The sequence below is a fragment of the Teichococcus aestuarii genome, from assembly GCF_003116135.1.
Lineage (GTDB): Bacteria > Pseudomonadota > Alphaproteobacteria > Acetobacterales > Acetobacteraceae > Pseudoroseomonas > Pseudoroseomonas aestuarii.
In genome coordinates this window covers 432,583-448,502 of sequence record NZ_PDOA01000001.1, presented here as the reverse complement: position 1 = coordinate 448,502, position 15,920 = coordinate 432,583, and the positions used below count along the sequence as shown (strand labels likewise).

Below are 15,920 nucleotides of genomic sequence, written 5' to 3'. Positions count from 1 at the left end.
AGAGTCATGCTCCATAGGTGACGCCAGTGCCGCCGGATGCAAGCCCGGCCGCAACCCGCCTATCCTGGCACGGTCCCGCGGAGGAATCGACCGATGACGCGCCTCTCCCTGTTCCTTGGCGCATGGCTGCTCGCCCTGCCCGCCACCCCGCCGGCCCGGGCGCAGGACACGCAATCCATGCCGGGTGCGCTCGCCGGCAGCCGCGCCCCGGTGCGGGCCGAGCGGCAGATGGTGGCCGCCGCCCACCCGCTGGCCGCCGAAGCCGGGCGCGCGATGCTGCGACAGGGCGGCGCGGCGGTCGATGCCGCCATCGCCATCCAGGCGGTGCTGACGCTGGTAGAGCCGCAATCCTCCGGCCTCGGCGGCGGCGCGCTGCTGCTGCACTGGAACGCAGCCGGCCGCGCCCTCTCCGCCTGGGACGGGCGCGAGGCCGCCCCCGCCGCCGCCACCCCTGCTCTCTTCCTGCGTGCTGATGGCACGCCGCTGACCTTCTACGAGGCGGTGCTCTCCGGCCGCAGCGTCGGCGTGCCCGGCGTGATGCCGATGCTGGAGGCCGCCCACAAGGCGGAAGGCAGGCTCCCCTGGGCCGGTCTCTTCGCCCCCGCCATCCGGCTGGCGGAGCAGGGCTTCCCCATCTCGCCGCGCCTGGCCGGCACCATCGCCGCCGATGCCGCGCGGCTGCGGCAGGACCCGGCTTCAGCGGCCTATTTCCTGGCGCCCGATGGCAGCCCCCTCCCCGCCGGCCATGTGCTCCGCAACCCCGCCTTGGCCGAGACGCTGCGCGCCCTGGCCGCCCAGGGCAGCAAGGCGCTGACGGAAGGGCCGGTGGCGCGCGACATCGTGGCCGCCGTGGCGCGGCATGGCGGCGCCGGCAACGGCATGACGGAGGCCGACCTCGCCGCCTACCGCCCGAAGCAGCGCGAGCCGCTCTGCACCCCCTACCGGGTGTGGCGCGTCTGCGGCTTCCCGCCACCCTCCTCGGGCGGCGTCGCGGTGGCGCAGATCCTCGGCCTGCTGGAGCATTTCGACATGGCGCGGCTCGACCCGCGCGGGCCGCAGGCGGCGCACCTGCTGGCGGAGGCCAGCCGCCTCGCCTATGCCGACCGCAACCTCTACCTCGCCGACAGCGACTTCGTGCCCGTTCCCGTGCGCGGGCTGACGGAAGACAGCTACCTCACCCTGCGCGCTCAGCTTCTCGACGCGGACCGCGCCGCCCCCGCCGTTCGCCCCGGCAATCCGCGCTGGCGGCAGGCTGGCCTCGCGCCCCAGCCGGAGCAGCCGGAGCACGGCACCAGCCATGTCTCGGTGGTGGATGCGGCGGGCAACGCCCTCTCCATGACCACCACGGTGGAGGATGCCTTCGGCGCCCGGCTGATGGTGCGCGGCTTCGTGCTGAACAACGAGCTGACCGACTTCTCCTTCCGCCCCGAGATGGAAGGCCGCCCCGTGGCCAACCGGGTGGAGGGCGGCAAGCGCCCCCGCTCCTCCATGGCGCCGACGCTGGTGTTCGACGCGGAAGGAAAGCTGGTGGCCAGCCTCGGCTCGCCGGGCGGGGCGCGCATCATCGGCTATGTGGCGCAGACGCTGTTGGGGCTGCTGGACTGGAAGCTGGACCCGCAGGCCGCCGTTTCGCTGCCGCGCGTCAACAGCCTGGGCGGCGCGGTGGAACTGGAGGCCGGCAGCCCCGCCGTCACCCTGGCCGGCGAGCTCCAGGCGCGCGGCCACAAGACCGATATCCGCCCGCAGCCCTCGGGCCTACAGGCCATCGTGGTGACGCCGCAGGGCCTGCTCGGTGGCGCCGATCCCCGCCGCGAGGGCGCCGCCCTCGGCGATTGATTCTGCAAGGCTGCCGCGGGCTGGCGGAGAGGCGGGACGCTGCGGTCAGAGCGTCCCGCTTCTCAACCCGACTGCGGCAGCCTGACAGAAAAAGGAGGGGGCCCGGGGGAGTTCACTCCCCCGGACTGCCTGTCAGTGCTTCTTGGTGCTCCCCTGCGCGCGCAGGTCGCTGATGGTGGCGCGGTGCGTCACCTGCTCCGGGTTGATCCGCACCTCGATGACGGCGGGCTTGCCGCTGGCCACGGCGCGCTGGAAGGCGGGCACCAGCTCGCCATCCTTCTCCACCAGCTCGCCATGCCCGCCGAAGCTCTCGATGAACTTGGTGAAGTCGGGGTTGGTCAGCTTGGTGCCGGAGACGCGGCCGGGATAGGCGCGCTCCTGATACATGCGGATGGTGCCGTACATGCCGTTGTTGAACACCAGCACGATGGGCGCCACGCCCGCCTGGAAGGCGGTGGCGATCTCCTGCCCCGTCATCAGGAACCCGCCATCCCCCACCAGCCCGATGACGGTGCGCCCGGGGAAGCTGATCTTGGCGCCGATCGCCGCCGGCACCGCATAGCCCATGGCGCCGTTGGTGGGCCCCAGGAACTCCTGCTGCTCCGTCATGTGCATGAAGCGGTTGGGCCAGGTGGCGAAGTTGCCGGCGTCGCAGGTGAAGATGGTGTCGGCCGGCAGCACCTTCTCCAGCGCCTGCAATTCGCGGGCGAGGTTGAGCGGGCCGGCATAGTCCGGCGCCTCGGCCTGCTTGACGCGGGCGGCGTGCACCTCCTGCGTCCAGGCCGACCAGCGGGCCGGGCCGGTGGGTGACGGCAGCTTCGCCAGCGCCTCCGCGAAGGCGTTGATCTCGGCGGTGATGCCGAGCGCCGGGCGGTAGACGCGGCCGATCTCGGCCTGGTCCGGATAGACGTGGACGATCTTCTGCGGCCCCTGGCCCGCCATGTCGAACAGGGTGTAGCCCTGGCTCACCGGTTCGCCGATGCGGGTGCCGAGGGCCAGGATCAGGTCGGCCTGCTTCGCCTTGGCCACCAGCCCGGCATCGGCGCCGACGCCGAGGTCGCCCGCATAGTTGGGCAGGGTGCAGTCATAGAGGCTCTGGCGGCGGAAGCCGACGGCCACGGGCAGGTCGCGCGCCACGCAGAACTCGCGCACGATGCGGCGCGTCTCGGCGCTCCAGCGGGAGCCGCCCAGCACCACCAGCGGGCGCTCGGCCGCGTCCAGCATGGCCAGCATTTTTTCCAGTGCCGCCGGCGAGGGGTGGGCCGCCGCCACCTCGGCGGGACCGATATCGGGCACCTGCACCTGGGCCTTCTGCATCTCCTCCGAGATGGCCACCACCACCGGGCCGGGGCGGCCGCTGGTCGCGACATCGAAGGCATGCGCCATCAGCTCGGGAATGCGCGCGGCGTCGTCGATCTGCGTCACCCACTTGGCGACGGAGCCGAACATGCGGCGGTAATCCACCTCCTGGAAGCTCTCGCGGTCGGTCTCGGCGAAGGGGATCTGGCCGACGATGAGCACCAGCGGCGTGCTGTCCTGCATCGCCACATGCACGCCGATGGCGGCATGGGCGGCGCCGGGGCCGCGGGTGACGAGGGCCACGCCCGGGCGGCCGGTCAGCTTGCCATGGGCCTCGGCCATGTTCACCGCGCCCGCCTCGAAGCGGCAGGTGGTGAGGCTGATCTTGTCGCTGTTGGCGTAGAGGCCGTCGAGCAGGTCGAGATAGGATTCGCCCGGCACGCAGAAGGCGTGCGTGACGCCCTGCGCCACCAGCGCGTCGGCCAGAAGCTGGCCGCCCGTGCGGCCAACTGTGCTCATCCCGTCCATGGTCTCGTTCCCTCGGCCAGTCATATGACAACCAGGGCGGCAAGCTAGCCGAGGGCGCGCGGCAGGGCTACCCGGCCCTGGCGTGATTTCCAGGGGATTTCCGGAGGGCGCTCACTCCCACTCGGCGCGGCTGACCTGGCGCTTGGCGTCCCAGTAGAGAGAGATGCGCGAGATGGAGCAGAGGTCGAGGTTGCGCCACTCGGCGGTGCTGTCGTCGTCGCTGTAGACCACCTTGATGTCGAACATGCAGTCCCGCGTGCGGGCGGAGAAGCGGATCTCGCGGCGCGCATTGGCGGGCAGCACGCCGTCGCCCAGCACGTCGCGGCCCCAGCTGTCGCTGCGGGTGGGGCCGACATAGACCTCGCGGATCTCGTAGCCGGTGCGGTTGATGAGGGTGAAGTCCTGCCGCCCCTGGGCCAGGGCTGGCCAGGTGGCGAGGCAGAGCAGCAGGGCGGGCAGCAGGCGGCGCGGTGCGGCTGCCAGGGCGGCCGTCAGGGCCGGGGAAAGACCAGGGATGGTCATGGGCGGAGGGGCCTCGCAGGCTGGGTGGGGCAAGGCGGCCAGCCTGGGCGGGCGGCCGTTAACGGACCCCTGCCATGCCACCGCCCGCCGCCGGTCCGCCCCCTCCCCGCTCCGGCCGGGCCTTCATCGCGGCGGGCATCTGCTCTAGGTCCTGTGCGCGGGGCCAGGATCGGGCGATGCTGGCCCCGGCCCCGCCGCCGCGCGGCGGAGCCGGGCACTCAGGCAAGGGTTGGGAAGCGATGCGCGCCATTTTCGTCATGCTGAAATGTGAGATGGGCAAGGCCTACCAGGTGGCCCGCGAGATGGCGGACACCATCGAGGAGCTGTCGGAGATGCACTCCATCTCCGGCCAGTACGACCTGCTGGGCAAGTTCTACCTGGAGAACGACCGCGATATCGGCCTGTTCGTGGTGGAGAAGGTGCAGTCGGTCGAGGGGGTGAAGGACACCTACACGCTGCAGACCTTCAACGCCTTCTCCGGCGCGCGGGGCTGAAGGGCGGGGCGGCGCAGGAGGAGGTGGAAGGGAAGGCGCGGCGTCGGCGCCCCGATTGCCACGATGCGCCACAGGAACGCCCCGGTTCCGCTGCCATGCCGCCTTGACCCTGCGCTAGGTTGCGAAGGATCGGAGGAGATTCCACCATGCGTCGCATCCTGGCTCCCCTGGCTCTTGCCGCCATGCTGTCCCTGACCGGCTGCCAGAACCCGGACGGCTCGACCGACTGGGGCAGCACCCTGGCACTGGGCGCCGGTGCCGGCCTGGCGGCGGGTCTGCTCGCGGGCTCGCTGAACGACGATGACGACCGCCGGCATTACCGCCGCCCGTCGCGCGGCCATGGCTACGGCCGCGGGCACGGCTATGGCCGCCCTTCGCATGGCTACGGCCATGGTGGCTATGGCCATGGCGGCTATGGCAGGCGCTGGTAGCGGCCTCAGCCGGCCAGCCTCTGACGCGCCAGGGTGGCGAAATAGGCCGCGCCCAGGGGCAGCAGCCCGTCCTGGAAATCATAGGCCGCGTTGTGCAGCGGCACGCCGCCCGGCTCGCCCGCCAGCCCGCTGCCCAGGAACATGAAGTTGCCCGGCACGCGCTCCAGGAAGGCGCCGAAATCCTCCGAGGCCAGGACGGGCGCGCAATCCCCCTCCGCCCCCTCTGCTCCCGCCACGGCACGCGCGGCGTCCAGGGCCCAGGCCGTCTGCGCCGCGCTGTTCACGGTGGGGCGGAACTCGCCCGTGTAGAGGAAGCGGTGCCCCGCCCCATGCGCCTGGCAGAGGCCGGCGGCGATGGCCGCCATGCGTGCCTCGATCATGGCGCTGACGGCGGGGTCGAAGCTGCGCGTGTCGCCGCGCAGCGTCACCCGCCCGGGCAGCACGTTGCGCTGCCCGTCGGTCAGGAACTCCGTGACCGAGACCACCGCCTGCGCCACCGGGTCCAGCCGCCGCGCGACGATGCCCTGCAACGCCAGCACGATCTCGGCGCCGACCACCAGCGGATCGAGCCCCATATGCGGCCGCGCCGCATGGGTGCCGACGCCCTCCACCACGATCTCGAAATTGTCCTCCGCCGCCATCAGCCCGCCGGGGCGGGTGGCGAACCGGCCGAAGGGCAGGCCCGGCATGTTGTGCAGCCCGTAGACCTCGTCGAAGAGGAAGCGCTCCAGTAGGCCGTCAGCCAGCATTGCGGCGGCGCCGCGGCCATGCTCCTCGGCGGGCTGGAAGATCAGGTGGACCGTGCCGTGGAAATCCGGCCGCGTGGCCAGGTCCCGCGCCGCGCCGAGCAGCATGGCCATGTGCCCGTCATGCCCGCAGGCATGCATCCGCCCCGCATGGCGCGAGGCATGGGGCCGCGCCACCGCCTCGGCGATCGGCAGCGCATCCATGTCGGCCCGCAGCGCGATGGCGCGCGGGCCGCCGTTGCGAGGCGCCCGGCCCGCCTGCAGCGTGCCGACCACGCCGGTGCCGCCCACCCCCGCCGCCACCGACCAGCCCATCTCCGCCAGCCGGGCGGCGACGAAGGCGGCCGTCTCATGCTCGGCGAAGCCCAGCTCCGGGATGGTGTGCAGGTGGCGGCGCCAGGCCACGAGGTCGGCGGCTTCGGCGGTCATGGGCATGGGTCTCCTGGCGGGCGGCGGAGGCCCCTCCCCCGCCCGCCCAATGGCGCGGCCTTCTGGCTCAGCCCGTGGGGATGCCCAGGGCCGCCAGGGCATCCTTGCCCTGTTTCCAGAAATCCTCAATCTGCGCCTGCCAGACTGCCCGGCCCGCCACGCTCTCGGCCGACTGGCCGGAGCTGCTGAGGTAGGTCTGGTAGACCGGCGTCTTCATCGCCTTCACCAGCCCGTCCGACAGCTTCGCCACGCGGTCCTCCGGCGTGCCCTTCAGCACGCAGAAGCCACGGGTGGTGGCGGCGGTGAAGTCGATGCCCAGCTCCTTGGCCGTCGGCACGTCGGGCGCGGAGGAGACGCGGCTGGCGGCCAGCACCATCAGCGGCTTCACCTCGCCGGCGCGGATCTGCGCCTCCGCCTCGGCGAAGTTGAGCAGGCCGATGTCGATGTTGCCGCCGACCACGTTCACCACGATGTCGCCGCCGCCGCGGAAGGGCACGGCGGCGTGCTGGATTCCGGCCGCCTTGGAGAAGCCCGCGACCGCCACATGGTCCACGCTGCCGGCATGGGTGATGCCGAAGCGCAGCGGCCGCTTCTGCCCCACCGAGGCCAGCTCGTCGGCCGAGCGCAGCGGGCTGTCGGCCCGCACCATGACGAATTGCGGGTCCTCCGTGGCGCGGGCGATGCCGACGATGTCCTCGATCTGCACCGGCGGCGACTTGCTGCGCAGCATGGTGATGAGGTGGGTCTGCGTGATCAGCAGCAGGGCGTGGCCGTCCTTCGGCCGGCTGGCGGCATAGGCAAGGGCAGCGGCGCCGCTGCCGCCGGTCTTGTTCACCACCGTGAAGTCCATGCCCAGCACGGCGGGGGCCTGGGCCGTCATCATGCGCGCGGTGATGTCGGTGCCGCCGCCGACGCCGGCATGCGTCACCACCTCGATCGGGCGGCTGCCGAAGGCGGGCTGGGCGCGCAGCAGGGCGGGGGCGGCCAGCAGCCCCGCGCCCAGGGCGCCGAGCCCGGTCAGCGCCCGGCGGCGGCTCCAGGCGCCGGGGGTGGTGTCATCCGGCGGAATCCTCGTCTCGAACATGGTCTTCCTCTCCTCGCGCGGCCGCTTCGCCGGGCCGCTTCTGGCCGGGGGGCTCGGTGCCCCCGGTTGGGGTGGAGGTGGCGAAGCGCCGCTTGCCACCCCGAATATGCGCCTCGCCCGCCACACGCGCCGCGGCGCCATCGCCGTCGGTCAGGGCGCGCAGGATCTTGGCGTGCTCGGCATTCGACTCGCGCATGTTCTCCCGCACCACCAGGGCGCGGCGGCGGAACAGCGTCAGCTCCTTGCCCAGGTCGTCGTAGAGGCGGACGGCGCGGCTGCTGCCGCCCATGCTCATCAGCGCGGAATGGAAATCGAGGTTCAGCGCGTAGTAGCGGGCGGCGTCATCGGCCTCGGCCGCCGCCTCCATGCCCCGCACCATGGCCTCCAGCGTGGCGATCTGCTCCGGCGTGGCGCGCCCCGCCAGGCGCTCGCAGGCATAGCCGGTGAGGGCCACGCGCAGGTCGTAGACATCCATCGCCTCCTCGGCGCTGAGCTGGCGCACGAAGGAGCCCTGGTTCACCACCGTCACCACCAGGCCTGAGCGGTCCAGCCCGCGCACCGCCTCGCGCACCGGCCCGCGGCTGACGCCAAGCCGCGCCGCCAGCGCCTGCTCGTTCAGGCGCGTGCCCGGTGGTATCTCCCCCGACAGGATCATGCGCTCCAGCTCGTCGGCGACGAGCGAGGCAAGCGATTGGGTGCGGACGATGTGGAGCGGGGAGACGGAGCTTTCGGCCATGGGGGCCAAACTGCCAAATCCGCCCCCCTTCTGTCTACTGTCAGCAACGGACACCGGATGTCCTCTGTTAACAGTTTGCACAAGGCCGAACGGGTGCTAGCCTCCCGCTCCAGGGAGAACACATGATGACGCATGCCCACCCCAAGGCTTCCACGGCCCTCTCGCGCTTCACCGTGCTGGACCTGACGCGGGTCCGCTCGGGGCCCACCTGTGTCCGCCAGCTGGCCGACTGGGGCGCGGAGGTCATCAAGATCGAGATGCCCGAGGGCATCGACGCCGGCGACCCGATGGGCGGCCCGCGCCAGGGCCCGGATTTCCAGAACCTGCACCGCAACAAGCGCGGCATGACGCTGAACCTGAAGGACCCGGACGGCGTCGCCCTGTTCAAGCGCATGGTCGAGAAGGCGGACGTGGTGGTGGAGAATTTCCGCCCCGACGTGAAGTCCCGCCTCGGCATCGACTACGAGGCGCTGGCGGCGGTCAACCCGCGCATCATCCTGGCCTCGATCTCCGGCTTCGGCCAGGACGGGCCCTATGCCAACCGCCCCGGCTTCGACCAGATCGCGCAGGGGATGGGCGGGCTGATGTCGATCACCGGCCTGCCGGGCCAGGGGCCGGTGCGCGTGGGCATCCCCATCGCCGATCTCTGCTCGGGGCTGTTCGCCGCGCAGGGCATCATGGTGGCGCTGCTGGAGCGCGAGGTGAGCGGCAAGGGCCAGTGGGTGCAGACCTCGCTGCTGGAAGCGCAGATCTTCATGCTGGACTTCCAGGCGGCGCGCTGGCTGCAGGCGGGCGAGGTGCCGAAGCAGGCCGGCAACAACCACCCCACCAGCATCCCGACGGGCGTGTTCAAGACCCGCGACGGGCACATGAACATCGCCGCCTCCGGCCAGCGTATCTGGGAGCGGCTCTGCCAGGTGCTGGGCAAGACGGAGTGGACGCAGGACCCGCGCTTCGCCAGCGGCAGCACCCGCAGCCAGAATCGCGACGCGCTGAACGCCGAGATCGAGGCCGTCACCGTCACCGATGACAGCGCCGCCTGGGTTGAGAAGCTGAACGCCGCCGGCGTGCCCTGCGGCCCGATCTACGCCATCGACCAGATGTTCGCGGACCCGCAGGTGAAGCATCTGGGCATCGCCCGCCACCTGAACGGCGGCAGCAACGCGGCGCAGGATTATGTGGGCCAGCCCTTCCGCCTCAGCCGCACGCCGAGCGAGGTGGTGACCCACCCCCCTGCCCTGGGCGAGCACACCGACGCCATCCTGGCCGGGATGGGCCTCTCTGGCGAGGAGATCGCCGCGCTGCGCGCCCGCCAGGTGGTCTGAGCCACCGCCTGCCGGGCCGGTGCGGCGCGCGCCGCACCGGCCAGGGGCCGCCGGGAGAAGGCGGCCCACCGGCCTGCAGCCTCCCGGCGATTCGCCGGGGCGCTTCATCGCCCCTGAGGATCAAGGGACGATGAACTTCGCGGAAGCAGCGGTGATCCTCGCCGGCCATGTGCTGAACGTGGATCGCGGCTTCCGAGCCGCCGGCGTGCTCTATGATCCGGCCGAAGGCGCCTGAGGGCGGTCCGCCCTGCCCCTGCAGGGGCAGGGCGGGGCCGCTCTCAGTCCTTGAGGTCGGCCGGCACCTTGCCGCCATTCTCGGCCAGCTTGCGCATCACCTGCTTGTGCAGCCAGATGTTCATGCTGGCGGAGTCACCCATGTCGCCGGAATAGTCCAGCTCGCGCGCCAGCGCCTTGCGGTTCTCCAGGCTGCTGTCCAGCCCGAGCAGCTTCATCAGGTCGACGATGGAGGTGCGCCAGTTGAGCGACTGGCCGTTCTTGGCGGCCATGTCGTTCAGCACCGCCTCCACGTCCACGGGCTCGGCGGGCGCGGTGGCAACGCCCGGGGCCGGCGTCGCCGCCGCGGCGCCGCTCGGCATGGCGGAGACCGGGCCGGGCGGGGTGGTGGGAGCCGCGCTGGGGGTGGCGGCGGAACCGGCGGGGATGTCGGCGGCGGAGGGCTTCGGCTGCTCGTCGGCCACCGGGGCGGTGGCGGCGGGCTCCGCCGCCTGGGGCTTGCGGCCCGTGATCTTGGACAGGATGGAGCCGAAGATGCTCATGCGCGGGAATTCCTTGTTGCCGGGTTCGGGATTGGGTCCGGGAACCCCTTAACGCGCCCCGGCCCCGGCAGTTGTCCGCCGCTCGCCCTGGCCCCTCTCGCCCTGGCACCGGATCGGCCCATGGCACCCTTGCCCCGTGCAGCGCCCGGTGCGATTGTCCGCGCCACCCTGTCGCCAGAATGTCCCGGCCGCCTCTCCTGCGGCCCTGGCGGCGAACGCAGGCGTCCAGACGAGGATCAGCATGGCCAAGATCAAGGTGAAGAACCCCGTCGTCGAGCTCGACGGCGATGAGATGACCCGCATCATCTGGGGGTTCATCAAGGACAAGCTGATTGTCCCCTACCTGGATGTGGACCTGAAGTACTACGACCTCGGCATCGAGTACCGCGACCAGACCGATGACCAGGTGACGGTCGACGCCGCCAACGCCATCAAGCAGTACGGCGTGGGCGTGAAGTGCGCGACCATCACGCCCGACGAGGCGCGGGTGAAGGAGTTCGGCCTGAAGAAGATGTGGAAGTCCCCGAACGGGACCATCCGCAACATCCTCGACGGCACCATCTTCCGCGAGCCGATCATCTGCCAGAACGTGCCCCGCCTGGTGCCGCACTGGTCGAAGCCGATCGTCGTCGGCCGCCACGCCTATGGCGACATCTACCGCGCGGTGGAGATGAAGGTGCCGGGCGCCGGCACGGTGAAGATGACCTTCACCCCCGAGGGCGGCGAGCCGCAGGAGATCGGCCAGTTCGACTTCAAGGGTGCCGGTGCCGCGATGATGCAGCACAACCTGAGCAAGTCGATCGAGGGCTTCGCCCGCGCCTCCTTCAACTACGGCCTGGCGCGCAACTACTCGGTCTACTTCAGCCACAAGAACACCATCCTGAAGGCCTATGACGGCACCTTTAAGGACATCTTCCGCGCCATCTACGACGCCGAGTTCAAGGCCGAGTTCGAGAAGCGCGGCCTGACCTACGAGGACCGCCTGATCGACGACATGGTGGCCTCCGCCCTGAAGTGGGAAGGCGGCTACATCTGGGCCTGCAAGAACTACGATGGCGACGTGCAGTCCGACATCGTGGCGCAGGGCTTCGGCTCGCTCGGCCTGATGACCTCGGTGCTGCTCTCCCCGGACGGCAACACGGTTGAGTCGGAAGCCGCCCATGGCACGGTGACGCGCCACTACCGCGAGCACCAGAAGGGCCGCGAGACCAGCACCAACCCGATCGCCTCGATCTTCGCCTGGACCCGTGGCCTCGCCTATCGCGGCAAGTTCGACGGCACCCAGGATGTCACCGACTTCGCCAACGCGCTGGAGCAGGTCTGCATCGAGACCGTCGAGAGCGGCCACATGACGAAGGACCTCGCCGTGCTGATCGGCAAGGACCAGCCCTGGCTGAACACCCAGAACTTCCTGGCCAAGCTGGACGAGAACCTGAAGAAGAAGATGGGCCTCTGAGGCTCCCGCCCTTGCGGGCCTGACGCGGGCGGGCGCCTCCAGGGCGCCCGCCCTTTTTCATGGCCGCCGCTTTCGCCGCGGCGGCGGGCAACGCGAGCGCGGGCTGTGCGCTTCATCCCTCAGCCGGGACGGGCCGCGCGCATACCGCCGCCTCCGCCCGCGCGGGGAGGAACGGCCGGCGCCATGGACAGCATCATCGGTTTCCTGAACACCCTCTTCTGGGACTATGTCCTGATCTATGGCCTGCTGGCCGTGGGCGCCTATTTCACGCTGCGCCTCGGCTTCCTGCAGATCCGCCACTTCCCCGAGATGCTGCGCGCCGTCAGCGGCTCCCGCGCAGCGGACCGCGCGGGCATCTCGCCCTTCCAGGCGCTGTGCACCAGCCTTGCCTCGCGCGTCGGCACCGGCAACATCGCCGGCGTGGCGGTGGCGCTGCAGCTGGGCGGGCCCGGCGCCATCTTCTGGATGTGGCTGGTGGCGCTGCTCGGCATGGCCACCGCCTTCGCCGAGAGCAGCCTGGCGCAGCTCTACAAGATCCGCGATGGCGAGGGGCAGTATCGCGGCGGGCCGGCCTTCTACATCGCCCGCGGGCTCGGCGCGCCCTGGGCAGGGGCGCTGTTCTCGGCCTGCCTCATCCTCTCCTTCGGGCTGGTGTTCAACGCCGTGCAGGCCAATTCCATCGCCGATGCCATGGAGGGCGCCTTCGGCCTGCCCAAGCCCGCCACCGGGCTCGGGCTGGCGGTGCTCTCGGGCGTCATCATCTTCGGCGGCATCGGGCTGATCGCACGCGTGGCCTCGGTGGTGGTGCCCTTCATGGCGGCGGCCTATCTGGCGGTGGCGCTCTACGCGGTGCTGTCCCATGCGGGCGAGGTGCCGGCGATGCTCGGCCTCATCTTCCGCAGCGCGCTGGGGCTGGAGCCGGCGGCGGGCGGCGTGGCCGGCGCCATGGCGGCCGCCATGCTGAACGGCGTGAAGCGCGGCCTGTTCTCCAACGAGGCCGGCATGGGCAGCGCCCCCAACATCGCCGCCGCCGCCACGCCCGACCCGCACCACCCGGCGAGCCAGGGCTTCGTGCAGGCGCTCGGCGTGTTCATCGACACGCTGCTGATCTGCACCGCCACGGCGCTGCTGATCCTGCTCTCCGGCACGCTGGACCCGGCCGGCGGCCCCACCGGCACCCAGCTCACCCAGGCGGCGATGGAGGCGCATATCGGCGCCTCCGGCCCCTATTTCGTGGCGGTGGCCATCTTCTTCTTCGCCTTCACCTCGATCATCGGCAACTACGCCTATGCCGAGAGCGCCCTCACCTTCCTCGGCGGCAATGGCCGGCTGGGCCGCGCGGTGCTGCGGCTGGCGCTGCTCGGCATGGTGTTCTGGGGCGCGATGGAGAGCGTGGCCAGCGTGTTCAACGCCGCCGATGCCTCGATGGGGCTGATGGCCACCATCAACCTCGTCGCCATCCTGCTGCTCTCCGGCCAGGTGGCACGGCTGACGCGCGACTATCTGGAACAGCGCAAAGCCGGCCAGCTGCCGGTGTTCCTGGCGCAGAGCATGCCGGAGGTGGCGCCGCGCATCGACACCGCCATCTGGTCCCGCCGCACGGCGGAGGGGAAGGAGTAGCCTCCCCTCAGCGGCCGGCCTCGTTGCGCGCGATGCCGGCCCACGCCGCCACGGCCAGCACCAGCAGCGCCACCCCGGCCAGCGCCACGGGCAGGCTGGTGAGCCGCGCGGCGAAGCCGATCAGCGCCGGGCCGGCCAGCAGCCCGGCATAGCCCAGCGTCGCCACTGCGGCGATGGCGGTGCCGGGCGCCACCCCCGGCAGCCGGCCCGCGGCGCTGAACAGCAGCGGCACGGCATTGCCGATGCCAAGCCCCACCAGTACGAAGCCCAGCAGCGCCCCCCAGGCCTGCGGCAGCACCACCACCACGGCCAGCCCCAGCGCCGCCAGCAGCGCCCCGCCCCGCAGCAGCCGCACCGGCCCGAGCCGGGCGTTCAGCGCATCGCCCGAAAGCCGGGCCGCCGCCATCGCCACCGAGAAGGCGCCGAAGCCGAGCCCGGCCAGCGCCACCTCCATGCCGCGCTGCTGCACCAGGTAGACGGCGCTCCAGTCGATCATCGAGCCCTCCGCCAGCAGCATGATGAAGCAGAGCAGCCCGAAGGCCAGCACCGGCCCCCGCGGCAGGGCGAAGCCGTGGCCATCGCCCGGCCGGTCCTCGGCGCGCGGCAGCAGGGCGCGGGCCTGCGCCGCCAGCAGCGCCATGGCCGCCATGCCCAGAGCCAGCGCCGCCGCCACCGGCGAGAGGCCGGCACGCAGCAGCAGACTGACGGAGACCGCCCCCAGCAGGCCGCCGATGCTGAAGATGCCGTGGATGGAGGACATGATGGGCCGCGTGCCCTTCGCTTCCACCGCCACGGCCTGGGCGTTCATCGCCACGTCCATCAGCCCGTTGGCGGCACCGAAGGCGAACAGCGCCAGGGCCAGCAGCGGCGCCCCCAGCGCGGGCGAGTCGGGCGCCAGCGCCAGCAGCGGCAGCAGCGCGGCGAAGGCCAGCCCGGCCGCGATGCTCACCGCCCGGCTGCCATGCCGCGCGATCAGCATCCCCGCCAGCGGCATGGCCAGGATCGCGCCCGCGCCGAGCGCCAGCAGCACCAGGCCGAGCTGCCCCTCATCCAGCCCCAGCCGCGCCTTGGCCAGCGGCACCAGCGGCGCCCAGCCCGCCAGCACCGCGCCATTGGCCAGGAAGACGAGGCGGATGGCCAGCCGCGCCGCGCGCGGATCAGGGGGAATCGGCATGAAGGGTTCCGGCGGATGGTTGCGCCCCGGCTTGGCCCGCCAGGCCGCCCGCCACAAGCCACGCCTGGAGGGCTGCGGCAGGGGTCACGGCAATGCTATGCAGCGGGTCATGCTCCTGCCGCTGACCGCCCTCGACTGGCTCGCCCTCGCCGTCTTCACCGCCTGCTGGATCGGCTATTCCGCCGTGGTGGACCGGGTGCCCAGCATCCGTGCCCGCAGCGTCATCGCCGCGATGGACGAGCACCGCCGCCGCTGGATGCGGCAGGTGCCGGAGCGGGAGAACCGGATCGCCGATATCAGCATCATCGGCAACCTGATGACCTCCACCTCCTTCCTGGCCAACACCAGCATCTTCATCCTGGGCGCGCTGGTGGCGATACTGGGCACGCCGGATCTCGGCCGCCGCGTCTTCGGCGCCGTGCCCTTCGCCGAGGTGCCGCCCGACGACGCGGCCTGGGAGATCCGGATCTTCCTGCTCATCTTCATCTTCGTGCGCGCCTTCTTCGAACTGACCTGGGCGCTGCGGCAGTTCAACTACTGCAGCATCTGCGTGGGCGGGCTGGACCGCACGGCGGCGGCCATCCCGCAGGCGCTGGTGGCGGCCGAGGTGGCCAACCGCGCCGCGCGGCACTTCAACACGGGGCTGCGCGCCTATTATTTCGGGCTGGCCGCGCTGGCCTGGATCCTGCACCCCGTGGCGCTGATCCTGAGCAGCCTGCTGGTGCTGCGGGAGCTGCACCGGCGCGAGTTCCGCTCCGTGGTGCGCGACGCCCTCGCACAGCCGGCGGACCAGCCACCCCGCGCGGACTAGCCGGCCCTGCGACGGTGCCGGCCTTTACAGCCCGGCCCGCCGGGCCTTCCCTGCGCGGCATGAGAACCTTTCCGGCCGCGGCTTTCCTGCTGGCCACGCTGTCGGTGGCGGCGCCGGCCGCCGCCCAGCCCCTGCGAGATGCCGCCACCGGCCTCGCCGTCGATCCGCCGCCCGGCTATGCCGCGACACCCATGGCGGTGCAGGGCGCGCAGCAGGCCCGCATGGCGGTGCGCCGCCCGCAGGACAGCGACACCGGCTGCCAGGTTGCCTTCGTGCCCGCGCCGCAAAACGAATCGCTGCGCCAGGAGGACCTGAACCGCCTCGCCCGTGCGCCGGGATGGCAGCGCGTGCTGATGGCCACGCTCCAACCGCTCTACAACGTGATCAGCGTGGAATCCTTCGCCCACAGCGGCCATGAAGGCGTCCTGCTGGTGGCCGATTTGCGCCCGCGTCCCGACCTTCCGCAACGCGGCCAGGAATTGCGCACGCTTTTTGCTATCGTGGAAACGCCCCGCGGCCGCACCACAACTGTATGCACAGAAGAGAAGACGCGCTTCGCAACCAGGCGTAGCGAATTCGAGGCGGTTGCACGAGGCGTCGTGCCGCCCCGCTGAGACGGCCCTGACCACGCTGTGACCGGTCATGCCTCCCGC

At 71.6% G+C, this 15,920-nt stretch carries 15 protein-coding genes; 8 read left to right on the top strand and 7 right to left on the bottom strand.

From position 1 onward, the window contains the following. The first annotated feature begins 93 nt into the window (after positions 1 to 93). The gene (gene ggt, locus CR165_RS02140; RefSeq protein ID WP_109515295.1) at positions 94 to 1,836 is read left to right on the top strand and encodes a gamma-glutamyltransferase; all 1,743 of its coding nucleotides are present in this window, start codon (positions 94 to 96) and stop codon (positions 1,834 to 1,836) included. A gap of 132 nt (positions 1,837 to 1,968) precedes the next feature. Here ggt and CR165_RS02135 read toward each other — a convergent pair whose 3' ends face one another. Together CR165_RS02135 and CR165_RS02130 are read right to left on the bottom strand one after the other, a co-directional pair. Continuing rightward, complete coding sequence (locus CR165_RS02135; RefSeq protein ID WP_109515294.1) at positions 1,969 to 3,663, bottom strand: thiamine pyrophosphate-dependent enzyme; 1,695 nt, start codon at positions 3,661 to 3,663, stop codon at positions 1,969 to 1,971. Between the two features lie 111 nt (positions 3,664 to 3,774). Then, positions 3,775 to 4,185: an argininosuccinate lyase gene (locus tag CR165_RS02130; protein WP_219929661.1), complete on the bottom strand. Its 411-nt coding sequence runs from the start codon at positions 4,183 to 4,185 to the stop codon at positions 3,775 to 3,777. Between the two features lie 239 nt (positions 4,186 to 4,424). Here CR165_RS02130 and CR165_RS02125 point away from each other — a divergent pair, with 239 nt between their 5' ends. Continuing rightward, positions 4,425 to 4,679 (top strand): Lrp/AsnC ligand binding domain-containing protein, encoded by a 255-nt coding sequence (locus CR165_RS02125; protein ID WP_109515293.1) that lies wholly within the window; start codon positions 4,425 to 4,427, stop codon positions 4,677 to 4,679. 146 nt (positions 4,680 to 4,825) lie between these two features. After that, a complete protein-coding gene (locus CR165_RS02120) occupies positions 4,826 to 5,110 on the top strand; it encodes a hypothetical protein (RefSeq protein ID WP_109515292.1) in 285 nt (94 codons plus the stop codon). A gap of 5 nt (positions 5,111 to 5,115) precedes the next feature. Here CR165_RS02120 and CR165_RS02115 read toward each other — a convergent pair whose 3' ends face one another. From CR165_RS02115 to CR165_RS02105, 3 genes are all read right to left on the bottom strand, one after another. After that, positions 5,116 to 6,285 carry an amidohydrolase gene (locus tag CR165_RS02115; protein ID WP_109515291.1) on the bottom strand — a complete coding sequence of 390 codons (1,170 nt, stop codon included), beginning with the start codon at positions 6,283 to 6,285 and terminating at the stop codon, positions 5,116 to 5,118. A gap of 67 nt (positions 6,286 to 6,352) precedes the next feature. Continuing rightward, the gene (locus CR165_RS02110) at positions 6,353 to 7,369 is read right to left on the bottom strand and encodes a Bug family tripartite tricarboxylate transporter substrate binding protein (RefSeq protein WP_181377965.1); all 1,017 of its coding nucleotides are present in this window, start codon (positions 7,367 to 7,369) and stop codon (positions 6,353 to 6,355) included. Next, positions 7,341 to 8,105: a GntR family transcriptional regulator gene (locus tag CR165_RS02105; RefSeq protein ID WP_109515289.1), complete on the bottom strand. Its 765-nt coding sequence runs from the start codon at positions 8,103 to 8,105 to the stop codon at positions 7,341 to 7,343. Before CR165_RS02105 ends, CR165_RS02110 begins: the two co-directional genes overlap by 29 nt. 122 nt (positions 8,106 to 8,227) lie before the next feature. Here CR165_RS02105 and CR165_RS02100 point away from each other — a divergent pair, with 122 nt between their 5' ends. After that, on the top strand, positions 8,228 to 9,430 hold the full coding sequence (locus CR165_RS02100) for a CaiB/BaiF CoA transferase family protein (RefSeq protein WP_245906054.1): 1,203 nt from the start codon (positions 8,228 to 8,230) through the stop codon (positions 9,428 to 9,430). Positions 9,431 to 9,708: 278 nt separating this feature from the next. Here the strand turns inward: CR165_RS02100 and CR165_RS02095 are convergent, their stop codons facing one another. Continuing rightward, positions 9,709 to 10,206: a DUF3597 domain-containing protein gene (locus tag CR165_RS02095; protein WP_109515288.1), complete on the bottom strand. Its 498-nt coding sequence runs from the start codon at positions 10,204 to 10,206 to the stop codon at positions 9,709 to 9,711. 241 nt (positions 10,207 to 10,447) lie between these two features. On the opposite strand from CR165_RS02095, the gene CR165_RS02090 reads away from it, so the two are divergent. Together CR165_RS02090 and CR165_RS02085 are read left to right on the top strand one after the other, a co-directional pair. Beyond that, entirely contained in the window at positions 10,448 to 11,662 is a 1,215-nt protein-coding gene (locus CR165_RS02090) for an NADP-dependent isocitrate dehydrogenase (protein ID WP_109515287.1), read from the top strand. Between the two features lie 183 nt (positions 11,663 to 11,845). Further along, positions 11,846 to 13,282, top strand: a complete 1,437-nt coding sequence (locus CR165_RS02085) for an alanine/glycine:cation symporter family protein (protein WP_109515286.1) — start codon at positions 11,846 to 11,848, stop codon at positions 13,280 to 13,282. Between the two features lie 7 nt (positions 13,283 to 13,289). Here CR165_RS02085 and CR165_RS02080 read toward each other — a convergent pair whose 3' ends face one another. Next, the gene (locus CR165_RS02080; RefSeq protein WP_109515472.1) at positions 13,290 to 14,456 is read right to left on the bottom strand and encodes an MFS transporter; all 1,167 of its coding nucleotides are present in this window, start codon (positions 14,454 to 14,456) and stop codon (positions 13,290 to 13,292) included. A 109-nt stretch (positions 14,457 to 14,565) separates the two neighbouring features. Here CR165_RS02080 and CR165_RS02075 point away from each other — a divergent pair, with 109 nt between their 5' ends. Together CR165_RS02075 and CR165_RS02070 are read left to right on the top strand one after the other, a co-directional pair. Beyond that, a complete protein-coding gene (locus tag CR165_RS02075; RefSeq protein WP_109515471.1) occupies positions 14,566 to 15,267 on the top strand; it encodes a DUF599 domain-containing protein in 702 nt (233 codons plus the stop codon). Positions 15,268 to 15,326: 59 nt separating this feature from the next. Beyond that, positions 15,327 to 15,881 carry a hypothetical protein gene (locus CR165_RS02070; protein ID WP_109515285.1) on the top strand — a complete coding sequence of 185 codons (555 nt, stop codon included), beginning with the start codon at positions 15,327 to 15,329 and terminating at the stop codon, positions 15,879 to 15,881. Positions 15,882 to 15,920: the final 39 nt, after the last annotated feature.